Genomic DNA, 12,847 nt, shown 5'->3' with positions numbered 1-12,847 from the left:
CACGAAGGCGCAACAGTTGATCAAGGACGAAGGCTGGAGACCACGTTCGCGGTGGCCGTCAGGCCGTCGTGGATGGTCGCGGCCATGCTGCTGCTCGCGAGGTAGAAGCCGAGCAGCACGCAGACGACGGCGTGCGAGAACTTGAGCCCGCCGCTGCGCAGGAAGATCCAGGCGAGGATGAGGAGCAGGACGACCACGGAGAGGGAAATCACCATCGAAACCTCCTTACTCGCCGTCATGGTGGCGCAGGAGGCGGTGCCTTCGGGCGAAACACGTGTCCGCCGTACGGGTGTTGACCGTCCGTGACGGGCGATCAGTCCTTGACGATCTCGCTCCAGTGGGCCGTACGGTCGCACCAGCGTCCGAGCAGCACCGGATCGTGGCCGACCGCGAGGAGTCCGGCGCCCGTCCGCGCCCGGTACTCCTCGACGACGGCGACCAGGGCGGCCGTGGTGGAGGCGTCCAGCATGGCGGTCATCTCGTCGCAGACCAGCCAGCGCGGGCGCAGCACCAACGCTCTCGCCAGGCAGGCGCGTTGCAACTGGCCATCGCTGACCTCGTGGGGACGGCGGGTGAGCAGATCACGGCCGAGGCCGACACGCTCCGCCAACGCGGCGACCCTCTCCTGCGCTTCCGTACGGCGGCCCGTCGCGCGGAGGGGTTCCGCGACGAGGTCGCGCAGCCTCAGGCGGGGGTCGGCGGAGAGCCGGGGCTGCTGGAAGACCACGCCGACCGCGGTGCGCAGGGACCGCGGGGCCCGGTGGGAGAAGCCGGTCACGGCGTGGCCGTCGAGCGCCACGGTCCCGCGGTCGGGACGGTGCAGCAGGGCGGCGACCCGGGCCAGGGTGGACTTTCCACAGCCGCTGGGCCCCAGCAGGCCGAGGGACTCGCCGGGGTGCAGGGTCAGGTGCGCGCCCCGGACGACGGGGGCGCGGCGGTCGTAGCCCGCGGTGATGTCCTTGAGCTCAAGCATGGTGGCAGGCCACCCCTTCGGTGAGCACGGGCCGCCGGGCGCGGCAGAGCCGGTCGGCGCGGGCGCACCGGGCGGCGAAGGCACAGCCGGCCGGGAGCGCGCCGAGCTCGGGCGGGGCCCCGGGGACGGGGGCGAAGGCGCGTTCGGGGAGGGCGTCGAGGAGGCCCCGGGCGTAGGGGTGGCGGGGGCCGGGTTGGCCGAAGAAGGCCACGGCCGGGGCGAGTTCGACGATCCGCCCGGCGTACATGACGGCGACGGTGTCGGCGATCCGCTCGGCCGCGGCGAGGTCGTGCGTGATCATCAGCAGCGCCCGGCCGGCGTCGCGGGTGTGGGCGCGCAGCTCGTCGACGGTGCGCAGGACGAGGTCGCGGTCGAGGCCGGTGGTCGGCTCGTCGGCGAGGAGCAGCGGCGCGTCGCCGACGAGGGCCAGGGCGGTGGCGGCCCGCTGGGCGAGGCCGCCGGAGAGCTCGTGCGGGTGGCGGTCGAGATGCGTGGCGGGGAAGGCGGCCCGTTCGGCGGCCGCCTCGGCCGCCGCCCGCAGTTCGGTCCCGCGGGCCCCGGTCAGCTCCCGGACGGTCTCCGCCAGCTGGGACCGGATCGTGCGCACCGGGGTGAGGTGCGCGGCCGGGCTCTGCGGGACCAGCCCGATCCGCCGGCCCCGTACCTCCCCGGCCAGGGTGCGCTCGTCGGCGGCGAGCACGTCCAGGCCGTCGGCGAGCCGGGCCGACCCGGCGGTTTCCGCGTTGCCGGGGAGCAGGCCGAGGAGAGCCGAGGCGAGGACGGACTTGCCGCAGCCGCTCTCGCCGACGAGGACGAGGCACTCGCCGGGGGCGAGGCGGAAGCTCGCGTCGGTGACGGCCTCGACGTACCGGCCCGCCGGCATGCGGAAGCGGACGGAGAGCTGCTCGACGCTGAGCACGGGCGGCGGGGTCACAGGGTCAGCTCCGATCGGCGGCGGGGGTTTTGCCGGTCGCGCCAGGCGCCCGCGAGGCCCGCGATCGCCAGCGTCGGGACGATCAGGAGCAGGCCGGGGAAGAGGGTGGGCCACCAGTCACCGGCGAGCAGCGAGCCGCGGGCGCTCTGCACGAGGTTGCCCAGGCTGGCCTGGTGGGCCGGGAGGCCCAGGCCCAGGAAGGACAGGGCGGACTCGTGCCACATCGCGTGCGGGACCATCAGCACCGCGGCGAGGCCCGCCTGCGGGAGGACGCCCGGCACCAGGTGCCGTACGGCGACCCGCCACCGCGAGGCGCCGCCCGAGACGGCCGCGTCCACGTAGGGGCGTCCGCGCAGGGAGAGGACTTCCGCGCGGACGATCCGGGCCGTCGACAGCCAGTGGGTCACGGCCACGGAGACCACCACCGGCCAGACGCCCGGCCGGAACATCGCCACGATGAAGATGCCCAGGAGCAGGTGCGGGATCGAGGACAGGGTGTCCACCGCCCGCATCACCACCCGGTCCGTCCACCCTCCCAGCGCGCCCGCGGCCGCGCCCACCGCCGTGCCGATCACCGTGGCGACCAGCGCGGCCACCAGCCCGACGAGCAGGGAGACCCGCAGCCCGTACACGCACCGCAACAGCAGGTCGCGCCCCATGTCGTCCGTGCCGAAGGGATGCGCCCACGAGGGCGGTCGGAGCTTGGCCGACAGGTCGACCGCCTGCTGGTCCAGCTGCGCCAGCGGGGGAACGATCAGCACGGCCAGCACGATCACGGCCACCAGCACCGCGGAGGTGCGGACCCGCAGCGTGCGCGTGGAGCGCCGGGCGCGCCCGTACGAACGCCACGTCACCTCGGCCGCCCGGACCTCGGCCGTCGAAGCCTCAGCCATCGAAGCCCACCCTCGGATCCGCCAGCCCGTACAGCAGGTCGGACAGCAGGTTGCCGGCCAGCACCGCCGCCGTGGCCAGCACCGTCAGCGCCGCCAGCAGCGGGAAGTCCACCGAGGTGGCCGCCGCTACGGTGGCCGCCGCGATGCCCGGCCAGCTGAAGACGGTCTCCACCAGCAGCGCGCCGGTGATGAGCTCCGGCACCCGGGAGCCGATCAGCGTCAGCATCGGCAGCATGCCGGAGCGGAGCCCGTGCCCGAGCAGGACGCGCCGCTCCGCGAGGCCCCGTGCGCGGGCCCCGCGTACGGGGTCCTCCGCCAGCGCGTCGGCCACGCCCTGGCGGGCGTACAGGAAGAACCAGGGGAGTTGGGAGAGGCCCAGCACCACTGCGGGAAGGACCAGGTGGGAGGCGACCTGTCCGAAGGTGACCACGTCGCTGCCCGCGTCCGTCAGGCCGCCCGAGGGCAGCACGCCGAGCTGTACGGAGAAGAACCAGACGGCCAGCAGCCCCAGCCAGAAGGCCGGGGCGGCCTCCAGGATGTAGGCGAGCGTGGTCGCGACCCGGTCCAGCGGGCCGCCCTGGCGGCGTGCGGCCAGCACTCCGAGCGCCGTGCCCACCAGGACCGCCACCGCGAAGGCGCAGGCGGCGAGCAGCGCCGACCAGCCCACCCGCTCCGCGATGACGTCGACGACGGGCTGGCGCATGACGGTGGAGGTCCCGAGGTCACCGGTGAGGGCCGAGGTGAGCCAGTCCCACCAGCGCGTCACCAGGGGCTGGTCCACCCCGAGGTTGGCCCGCAGCTCGTCGAGCCGGCTCTGGGAGGCGGTGAGGCCCGCGGTGCCGGCGTAGGCCTTGACGGGGTCGAAGGGGGACGCGGCGGCCACGGCGAAGACGCCGAAGGTGACGGCGAGCAGGACCGGGAGGGCGGACAGGGTCCGCCGCCCGGCCATGCGCGCCATCGGCCCCCAGGGGAGGCTCACTTCTCCCTCGGCTTCCAGCTCTCGACGTTCCACCAGGGGCCGGAGCCAAGGCCGTGGTCGTGCGGTTCGACCTGGGTGGTGAGCCCTTCCCACCTGTCGTTCACGACGTAGAGGTGGTCGATGTGGGTGAGGAAGACGTAGCCGGGGTTCTTCACGAGCTCGCGCTGCACGGTGTCGTACGCGGCCTTGCGCTCCGCCGGATCACCGCTCCTGCGCCCTTGCGTGAGGGCGGCGTCCACGGCCGGATCGTCGTACCGGGCCATGTTGTTGAAGCCGTCGCCGGCGAGCGAGGAGGTCAGCAGCTGGTACTGGTCGAAGTCCGGGTCGGCCGGGGAGCCGCCGCCCGCGAGGACGGCCTCGGTCTTCATCCGGGGCTCGATGACCTCCCAGGTCCCGGCCTCGGTCTTGACCTCGATGCCGGCCTTCTTGGCGTCGGAGGCGAAGGCGAGCGCGTGGTCCTGGCGGATCTTGTCGCCGGAGGTGTACCAGAGCGGGAAGGAGGCGCGGACCCCGTCCTTGACGCGGATGCCGTCCTCGCCCGTCTTCCAGCCGGCGTCGTCGAGGATCTTCTTCGCCCGGTCGAGGTCGTGGGCGCGTTCCGTACCGGCCGTGAACCACGGACTGTCGGTCGGCACCGGCCCGTAGGCGGGCTTGCCCGCGCCGTCCAGGAGCTTGTCGACCATGGCCTTGCGGTCCACGGCGATGTCCAGCGCCTGGCGGACCGCCACGTCACCGGTGACCTCGTGGTGCGTCGGGAGGGTCACGTCGCGGTAGTCGAAGGTCTTGGCCGCGTACAGCCTGCGCGCCGTGTCCTTCTCGAAGGTCTTGGCGAGGTTCGGCGGCAGGATCGCCCCGTCCAGCTCGCCGGAGCGCAGCCGGGTGGCGCGTACGTCGTCGTCCTTGACGACGGCCATGGTGAACTTCTTCACCGCGGGCTCGCCGCCCCAGTAGCCGGGGTTGGCCTTGAAGCTGAGCTTCTCGCCCTTGGACCAGCCGACGAGCACGTACGGGCCGGTGCCGACGGGCTCGGTGGTGAAGTCCCCGCTGTTGACGTCCTGCCGGCCCGCGATGTGCTCGGGGGCGATCGGCAGCACGGTCCGCTCGGCGAACGGCGCGTAGGGGTACTTCAGCGTGAAGACGACGGTGTCCTCGCCCCGGGCCTGCACGTCCTCGATCGCGTCGAGCTCCGTTTTGGACGCGTTGTTCGTCCTGGGATCGGGGATCGTCTTGTAGGTGAAGACCACGTCCTTCGCGGAGAAGGGCGCTCCGTCGCTGAACTTCACGCCCCGGCGCAGCTTGTAGGTGTACGTGCGCCCGTCCGGGGAGACCTCGGGGAGGGCGTCGGCCAGGGCGGGCTTCAGCTTCATGTCCGCGTCGTGCGCGAGCAGCCCGTCGAAGATCTTGGAGTTGCCGTCCTTGCCGTAGCCCAGCAGCGGGCTGAGGCTCTCCGGCTCGGTGGCGATGCCGACCACGACGGAGTCCGCCGGGCCGCTGGCCGCGGAGGTGGGGTTCGAGCAGGCCGCCACGCCCGTGATGAGTGCGGCGGCCATCGTCGTCGCGGCCGCTCCCCGTGCTGTCCGGGCCGTCATGCTGTGCACATCCCTATTTATGATCAACTGCTATTGCAAAGAAGTCGCAATAATGCCAGACGCCCCCGGAGGACACGAACCGGCCCAGATCCACCCGCCCGGCGGGAAGCCCGCCGCACGGGGGTTGCCCGGCCCGGCCCCCTCATGCCATACATGTCTAGACCTTTAAGCGGAAGCGGAGGAAGGCACCCCGTGCACCACGCCCGACGCACCGCCCCGCTGCTCGCCCTCTGCCTGGCCCTCGGCGGCGCAGCCGCGTGCACGGCGCCCGACACCGAGCCGCCGGCCGCCCCCGCCGGACTCACCGCGCAGGCCGGCAGCGCCACCAGCGTGCACGTCATGTGGGACGCGGCCGCGGACCGGGACGGGGTGACCGGCTATCAGGTCTTCGAGGCCGACCGCATGGTCCGGGAACTCCCCGCCGGGAAGACCATGGTGGACATCACCGGCCTCACCCCACAGACCGGTTACGCCTTCACGGTCCGGGCCAAGGACGCCGCCGGGAACCTCTCCGGCCCTGGCACGGCCGCCCGGGTGACCACCCCGGCGGCCCAGGCCGAGGACCGCCGGGCCCCCACCGCTCCGGCCGCCACCACCGGCCGGGCCACCGGCCCCCGGGCCGCCTGGGTGTCCTGGACGGCGGCGACGGACGACACCGGCGTGACGGCGTACGACGTCTACCAGGGCGGCGTCCGGATCCACACCGCGGGCCCCGGCGAGAGCGGCACCGCACTGAGCGGCCTCCAGCCGGACACCGTCTACACCTTCACCATCCGGGCCCGGGACGGGGCCGACAACTCCTCCCCCGACGGCCCGGCGGTGGACGTCACGACCCCGCCCGCCACCGGCGACGGGCCGGGCACCGCGCCCGCCGAATTCACCGCGACCGCCTCGCCGGGCACCGTCACCCTCGGCTGGACCGCCCCGGACACCGGCCGCGAGACCGCCGAGTACGAGCTGTACGTCAACGGACGGCCCACGACCGTCATCCAGTTCGGCGCGGGCGCCGTGCCCAGCGGCCGGGTGGAGCACCGGCTCACGGTGACCGAGCCGACCGGCACGGTATGGGTCGTGAAACTGCGGGCCCGGCTCCCCGACGGCAACTGGGGTACCTTCTCCGCGGAGCGGCGGATCACCCTCATAGCGTGAAATACGTCAACGATCCGGCTTGAACGGCACGGTCGGATAAGAAGATCACGCACAATACATCCGTGTTCGGTGAGTACTCGGTCAATGACAATCAGGCAGACCCCGCGGACGGCGATCCCGATCCCCGCTCCGGCGCCACGCCCGGCAACCTGCCGCCGGAGTCGGCGAGCTTCGTCGGGCGGGAGCGTGAACTGCAGCTTCTGGACGGCCTGTTGCGCGAGCGCAGGCTCGTCACCCTCACCGGGGTGGGCGGCGTCGGCAAGTCGCGGCTCGCCCTGCGGGCCGCCGCCGGCGCCCGGCAGGCGCGCCCCGACGGCATCTGGTGGGTGGAGCTCTCGCCCCTGCGCGATCCCGGCCTGCTCAACGCGACCGTCGCCCACGCCGTCGGCCTCGCCGACCACTCCCACCGCCCCCTCGACGAGGAGTTGTGCGCGTGGATGGCCGACAAGGAGCTCCTCCTCGTCCTGGACACCTGCGAGCACCTGGTGGCCGACTGCCGCCACCTCGTCGGCGAACTCCTCCAGTCCGCACCCGGATTGACGGTCCTGGTCACCTCCCGGGAGCCGCTCGGCTGCGCGAAGGAGGAGGTCGTCGAGGTCCGGCCGCTGCCCTGCGAGGGCCCCGACAGCGACGCCCTCGCCCTCTTCCGCGCCCGCGCGCTCGCCGCGACCCCGCGGGCGGCGGCCTCCTTCGCGGACCCCGCGCGGACGGCGGTCGCCGCCGAGGTGTGCCGGCGGCTGGACGGCATCCCGCTCGCACTGGAACTCGCGGGCGCCCGGCTGCGGTTGTGGACGCTGGAGGAGATGGCCGAGCGGATCGGCGAGCGCTTCGAGGTGCTGTCGGACCTCCGGGCCGCCCTGCCGCCCCGGCACCAGACGATGCGCACCACGATCGGGTGGAGCCACGAGCTGTGCGAGCCGCTGGAGCGCCTGCTGTGGGCCCGGCTCTCGGTCTTCACCGGTGACTTCGACGTGGCCGCGGCCCGCGCCGTGTGCGCGGGCGGTCCGCTGCCCGCCGCCCGGGTGGAACGCGTGCTGGCGGGCCTGGCCGCCAAGTCGGTGGTCCTGCGCACCGAGGAACGCGGGGCCGGCGCCCGCTACCGGATGCTGGACACGATCCGCGAGTACGGGCACGACTGGCTGGGCGAGCTCGGCGAGGTCCAGATCGTCACCGACCGGCACGCGCATTGGTACGCGGCGCTCTCCCAAGCCGCCGACCGGGGCTGGCTGGGCCCGGGGCAGGTGGACTGGTACCGCAGGATCACCGCCGAGCACGCGCAACTGCGTACGGCCCTGGAGCACCTGCTCGCCACCGATCCGACGGCCGCGCTGGAGATGGCCGGGGCGCTGTGGTTCTACTGGTTCGCCTGCGGGCACGTGCACGAGGGCCGGGGCTTCCTCGCGCGGGTCCTGCGGGCCGCCCCGCCCACGGGGGCCGCGTACAACCAGGCCCTGTGGGCCCTCGGGCTCACCGCGCTGCTCCAGGGCGACATGGACACGGCCCGGCGGATCGGCGAGGAGTGCACCCGGGACGCGGCCCGCCTCGCGGACCCCGAGCGGGAGCTGCGCGCGGCCTACCTCCAGGCGGTGTCGGTCCTGATGCCCGGCGACCCGGTACGGGCCCTCACGCTGGCCGGCCCACGGGCCCGGGCGGGCCACGGCGGGCGGACCAGCGCCCCCGGCTGGCTCCTGTGCAAGCTGGCCACCAGCTACGCCCTGTGCGACCTGCGGCGCTTCGAGGAGGCCATGCAGGAGGCGCGGGCCCTGCGGGAGGCGTGCGCGGAGCTGGGCGAGCGCTGGCTGCGGGCGTACGCGGACTACATCCTGGCGGTGGCCGCGCTGGGCATGGGCGACCACGGGGAGGCGGCCCGGCACGTACGGGCGATGCTGTCCGGGAAGCGCCTGCTCGGCGACCGCTTCGGCATCGCGCTGGGCCTGGACCTGCTGGCGGCGGCGGTGGCGGGGCTGGGCGACGGGGAACTGGCGGCGCGGCTGCTGGGCACCGGGCACGCCTGGTGGCGCACGGTGGGCCGGCCGCAGATGGGCTCGCCCTCGCTGACGGCCCTGCGGGACCAGGGCGAGCGGCAGGCCAGGGCGGCGATCGGAGACGCCGCCTACGAGACGGCGTTCCTGGGCGGTGCGGCGTCGTCCACCGGCTGAGGACCAGCCGATGGACCACGTAATGCGAGAGCTCCCGTCAGTACGGGAGGGGTCTGCCCGACGGTGTGCGCAGATCCAGTTCTCGGGGGGCGGGCTTGGGGACGGGCTTGCGGATCAGCTGCTGGCGCATGCTGCCTCCTCGCTCAGACCAGGGCCGGGCGGCGGGGTTCCACCGTTCGGCTGTCGGGGAGCAGTTCACCGGTGTCGTCGAAGACCACCACGCCGTTGCAGAGCAGGCTCCAGCCCTGTTCGGGGTGGGAGGCCACAATGCGGGCGGCGTCGTGATCGGCGCTGTCGGCGTTAGGGCAGGGGGGCTGGTGGGAGCACATGGCGCACCTCCTCGCGAAGTGGGGCGGGAAGGCCGGTGGTCACCCGGTCGAATCCGCGATCCACGGTGGCGGTGAGTATTACTGATCGCCACCCCCGGGCGGAACCCATATTCGCCGTCCAGTTCAGGGTGTGTATGCCCGCTTACCATGCGCTCATGCCCGTTATCCGGATCATTCACCGCACATCTCTGGCGCCGACCGAGGCATGGCTGCGGCTGACGGACTGGGAGCGCCACGGCGCGCAGGTCCCCTTCACCCGGACGATCATCGAGACGGCGCCGCCGACGCGCGTCGGAACGACCTTCACGGCGCACACGGGCGTGGGCAGGATCACATTCGACGACCCGATGGAGGTCGTCGCCTGGCGACCCCCCGCGGAGCGCCCGGCGGTGGGCTCGGCGGATGGCACGGCGAACGGCTCGGCGGGACTGGTCCGGCTGGAGAAGCGCGGCCGGTCGGTGACGGGCTGGGCGGAGATCGAGATCCGCCGCTCCCCCGCCGGGGGCAGCGAGATCCACTGGCGCGAGGACCTGCGCCTGCGCGGCCTCCCCCGCGCCCTGGACCCCGTGGTCGCGGCGGCGGGCCGACTCCTCTTCGGGCGGGCCGTCGCCCGGCTGCTGCGCCCCTGAGGGCGGCGGCTAGGGTGCCGTGATCACCGCGCCGGTGATCACTACGCGACCGAGGAGATCTCCGTGGCCACTCCGCCACCGCCGCAGCAGGGCGCCGGCCCGTACAGCCCGTACAGCCCGTACGGCCCGAGCGCCCCCTTCGTCCCGCAGCAGGGCGGCCCGTACGGCGCCGCGTACGCCGGACCGCAGCCGTACGGCGCGTACGGCGCCCACCCGGAACCGGGGCGGTACGGCTGCCGGCTGTGCGGGGCCTGGCCGGCCGCGCCCGCGACCGTACGCGGGCACCAGGGCATGATCGTGCTGATGCGCTTCCTGAGCCTGCGCGGGCCGTTCTGCCGCGACTGCGGGCTCGCGACCTACCGACGCATGTCGTCGGACACCCTGTGGCAGGGCTGGTGGGGGCCGCTGTCCTTCTTCATCACGCCCGTGACCCTGCTCATGAACCTGGGCCCGCGGGCCACCTTCCGCGCGCTCGCGCCCCCGGCGGGCGGCTACCGGCCGGCGCTCGACCCGGGCAAGCCGCTGTGGAAGCGCCCGGCGGCCATGCTGTTCCTCGTACCGGCGCTGCTGTTCCTCCTCGCGATCCCGACGCTGATCGTGATCGGCCTGGTGACGGAAGAGGATGCACCGCCGACGCTGACGGTGGGGCAGTGCGTACGCAACGCGGGCAGCTGGCAGCAGCAGGACCTGCGGGTCGTGGACTGCGGCACGGCGGGTGCCCAGTTCCGGGTCACCAAGGAGCTGGGGGTCGGGGAGTCCTGCGCCCCCCTCGACCGCGTGTCGGACACCAAGTACAGCGCGGACAAGTGGACCCGTAGCTGCCTGACGCCGCTGCGCGAGGGCTGAGGGCGGACATCGGCGGCCCCCCGGACACCGCACGGGTGTCCGGGGGTGCCACCGCGGACCCGCGGCTAGCGGATCGGCATGCCGGAGATGGTGCGGGCGATCACCAGCCGCTGGATCTCGCTCGTCCCCTCGAAGATGGTGTAGATGGCGCTGTCCCGGTGCATGCGCTCCACCGGGTACTCACGGGTGAAGCCGTTGCCGCCGAGGATCTGGACCGCCTGGGCGGTGACCTTCTTGGCGACCTCGCTCGCGTAGAGCTTCGACATCGAGCCCTCCGCCGAGTCGAACGGCCGGCCCGCGATCGCCATCCAGGAGGCCCGCCACACCAGCAGCCGGGCCGCGTCGATCTGCGTCCGCATGTCGGCGAGCTGGAAGGCCACGCCCTGGTTGTCGATGATCGGGCGGCCGAACTGCGTGCGGGTCCTGGCGTAGTCGAGGGCGACCTCGTACGCCGCACGCGCGGTGCCCACGGCCATCGCGCCGACCGCCGGCCGGGAAGCCTCGAAGGTGGCCATGGCGGCGTTCTTCACGCGCTCGCCCCCGCCGCTGCGGGCACGCTCGTGGGCGCGGGCCAGGCGCTCGTCCAGCTTCTCCTTGCCGCCGAGCAGGCAGGACCCGGGGATCCGTACGTCCTCCAGCACCACCTCGGCGGTGTGCGAGGCGCGGATGCCGTGCTTCTTGAACTTCTGGCCCTGGGTCAGCCCCGGGGTGTTGGGCGGCACGATGAAGGAGGCGTGGCCCTTGGTGCCGAGCTCCGGGTCGACGACGGCCACGACGATGTGGACGTTGGCTATGCCGCCGTTGGTCGCCCAGGTCTTGGTGCCGTTGAGCACCCACTCGTCCTTGGCCTGGTCGTAGACGGCCCGGGTGCGCATGGCGCCGACGTCGGAGCCCGCGTCCGGCTCGGAGGAGCAGAAGGCGGCGAGCTTCACGTCGTTCTGGTCGCCGTACATCTGCGGGATCCAGGTGCCGATCTGCTCCTCGGTGCCGTTGGCGACGACGCCGATGGCCGCGAGCCCGGTGCCGACGATCGACAGGGCGATGCCCGCGTCACCCCAGAAGAGCTCTTCCATCGCCATCGGGACGCCGAGGCCGGTAGGGTCGAAGAACTGCTGGGCGTAGAAGTCCAGCGAGTAGATGCCGACCTTGGCGGCCTCCTGGATGACGGGCCAGGGAGTCTCCTCGCGCTCGTCCCATTCCGCGGCGGCCGGGCGCATCACATCGGCGGCGAAGCCGTGGATCCAGTCCCGTACCTGCTTCTGGTCGTCGTTCAGCTCCATGGTGAACTCCGCCATGTCCCCTCCACCTGTCTGTGCTCGTACCTGCGAAAGTTACTAGCGGTAACCCCCACCGGGGGTCAGTCTGTTACTGGCGAGTAGGGACTGTCAAGCACCGGCCGCACAGGCGGTGCCGCGGGGAGCCGATGGCCGCCGATTGGATCGCCGGGGTGTGCCGGGTGTTACGTTGCGTGTGCGTCACGCACATCGCAAGGGCGGGGAGAGAAACACGTCATGGAGACCACTCAGCAGGCCGGCGAACCGGGAGCGGCCGAACGCCGCCGGCGGGAGCTGCTCGAAGCCGCCGACCGGGTCGTGCTCAGGGACGGCCCCAAGGCCTCCATGAACGCCATCGCGGCGGAGGCCGGCATCACCAAGCCCATCCTCTACCGGCACTTCGGGGACAAGGCGGGCCTCTACCAGGCACTCGCCGTCCGGCACACCGACGCCCTGCTCGACTCGCTGCGGGCGGCGCTCGACGCCCCCGCGGAGCGCCGCAGCCGGGTGGAGTCCACCCTCGACACCTACCTCGCCGCCATCGAGGCCCGCCCGCAGGTCTACCGCTTCCTCATGCACCCGGCCGAGGACTCCCACAGCGGCGCCGAGCACGGCTTCGACGTCGGCCTGCACTCGGCCCCGCTGCTGCGGCGGCTCGGCGAGGAACTGGCGCAGGTGATCGGCGAGCGGGTGGACCTCGGCCCCGGCGGCGAGCGGCTGGCCAGGGTGTGGGGCCACGGCATCGTCGGCATGATGCACGCGGCCGGCGACTGGTGGCTCGGCGAACGCCCCTGTGAGCGCGCGGAACTGGTCGCCGGCCTCACCGACCTCCTCTGGGGCCGCCTGGCCACCGCGGGCAACCGCGTGGACGGCCCGGGCTTCTGACCCGGCCCGCCCCCGCCGACCCCCGCCGACCCTCGGCTCCGCCGGGCCCCTCCGGCTCCGCCGGGCAAATCCAGCGCCGGCACCCCCTGCAGCCTTGGCCGGGCAAATCCAGCCTCGCCGGGGTTTTGGGGGGGGGGGGTGGGGGGGGGGGGGGAGAGGGGGGAGTGGCCCCTACGACGAGGAGTGTATGCAACAAGGCATCCACCAA

Annotated in this window: 13 protein-coding genes; 5 read left to right on the top strand and 8 right to left on the bottom strand. The window is 73.3% G+C overall.

Going from position 1 to position 12,847, the window contains the following annotated elements; translation table 11 throughout:
- Positions 1–20: 20 nt before the first annotated feature.
- From ACZ45T_RS10335 to ACZ45T_RS10310, 6 genes are all read right to left on the bottom strand, one after another.
- Positions 21–215 (bottom strand): hypothetical protein, encoded by a 195-nt coding sequence (locus ACZ45T_RS10335; RefSeq protein ID WP_362807827.1) that lies wholly within the window; start codon positions 213–215, stop codon positions 21–23.
- Positions 216–313: 98 nt separating this feature from the next.
- Positions 314–973, bottom strand: a complete 660-nt coding sequence (locus ACZ45T_RS10330) for an ABC transporter ATP-binding protein (protein WP_468439444.1) — start codon at positions 971–973, stop codon at positions 314–316.
- Entirely contained in the window at positions 966–1,856 is an 891-nt protein-coding gene (locus ACZ45T_RS10325; protein ID WP_468440021.1) for an oligopeptide/dipeptide ABC transporter ATP-binding protein, read from the bottom strand. The genes ACZ45T_RS10330 and ACZ45T_RS10325 overlap by 8 nt, the downstream gene beginning before the upstream one ends.
- Before the next feature lie 47 nt (positions 1,857–1,903).
- On the bottom strand, positions 1,904–2,800 hold the full coding sequence (locus tag ACZ45T_RS10320) for an ABC transporter permease (RefSeq protein ID WP_468439442.1): 897 nt from the start codon (positions 2,798–2,800) through the stop codon (positions 1,904–1,906).
- Positions 2,793–3,758 carry an ABC transporter permease gene (locus ACZ45T_RS10315; RefSeq protein WP_468440019.1) on the bottom strand — a complete coding sequence of 322 codons (966 nt, stop codon included), beginning with the start codon at positions 3,756–3,758 and terminating at the stop codon, positions 2,793–2,795. Before ACZ45T_RS10315 ends, ACZ45T_RS10320 begins: the two co-directional genes overlap by 8 nt.
- Positions 3,759–3,775: 17 nt before the next feature.
- Positions 3,776–5,368 (bottom strand): ABC transporter substrate-binding protein, encoded by a 1,593-nt coding sequence (locus tag ACZ45T_RS10310; protein ID WP_468439440.1) that lies wholly within the window; start codon positions 5,366–5,368, stop codon positions 3,776–3,778.
- Between the two features lie 192 nt (positions 5,369–5,560).
- Here ACZ45T_RS10310 and ACZ45T_RS10305 point away from each other — a divergent pair, with 192 nt between their 5' ends.
- A complete protein-coding gene (locus ACZ45T_RS10305; protein WP_468439438.1) occupies positions 5,561–6,517 on the top strand; it encodes a fibronectin type III domain-containing protein in 957 nt (318 codons plus the stop codon).
- A gap of 62 nt (positions 6,518–6,579) precedes the next feature.
- Positions 6,580–8,676, top strand: a complete 2,097-nt coding sequence (locus ACZ45T_RS10300) for an ATP-binding protein (RefSeq protein ID WP_468439436.1) — start codon at positions 6,580–6,582, stop codon at positions 8,674–8,676.
- A 143-nt stretch (positions 8,677–8,819) separates the two neighbouring features.
- On the opposite strand, the gene ACZ45T_RS10295 is transcribed toward ACZ45T_RS10300, so the two are convergent.
- The gene (locus ACZ45T_RS10295) at positions 8,820–9,005 is read right to left on the bottom strand and encodes a DUF5999 family protein (protein ID WP_468439434.1); all 186 of its coding nucleotides are present in this window, start codon (positions 9,003–9,005) and stop codon (positions 8,820–8,822) included.
- A 155-nt stretch (positions 9,006–9,160) separates the two neighbouring features.
- Between ACZ45T_RS10295 and ACZ45T_RS10290 the strand changes: the two genes are divergently transcribed.
- Both ACZ45T_RS10290 and ACZ45T_RS10285 read left to right on the top strand, forming a co-directional pair.
- The gene (locus ACZ45T_RS10290; RefSeq protein WP_468439432.1) at positions 9,161–9,634 is read left to right on the top strand and encodes an SRPBCC family protein; all 474 of its coding nucleotides are present in this window, start codon (positions 9,161–9,163) and stop codon (positions 9,632–9,634) included.
- Between the two features lie 63 nt (positions 9,635–9,697).
- A complete protein-coding gene (locus tag ACZ45T_RS10285; protein WP_468439430.1) occupies positions 9,698–10,480 on the top strand; it encodes an LppU/SCO3897 family protein in 783 nt (260 codons plus the stop codon).
- A 65-nt stretch (positions 10,481–10,545) separates the two neighbouring features.
- Here the strand turns inward: ACZ45T_RS10285 and ACZ45T_RS10280 are convergent, their stop codons facing one another.
- Complete coding sequence (locus ACZ45T_RS10280; protein ID WP_468439428.1) at positions 10,546–11,775, bottom strand: acyl-CoA dehydrogenase family protein; 1,230 nt, start codon at positions 11,773–11,775, stop codon at positions 10,546–10,548.
- Between the two features lie 216 nt (positions 11,776–11,991).
- Between ACZ45T_RS10280 and ACZ45T_RS10275 the strand changes: the two genes are divergently transcribed.
- On the top strand, positions 11,992–12,639 hold the full coding sequence (locus ACZ45T_RS10275) for a TetR/AcrR family transcriptional regulator (protein WP_468439426.1): 648 nt from the start codon (positions 11,992–11,994) through the stop codon (positions 12,637–12,639).
- Positions 12,640–12,847 lie beyond the last annotated feature (208 nt).

This window comes from Streptomyces sp. NPDC030995, from assembly GCF_055571215.1.
This window is presented reverse-complemented; position numbering and strand designations above follow the sequence as displayed.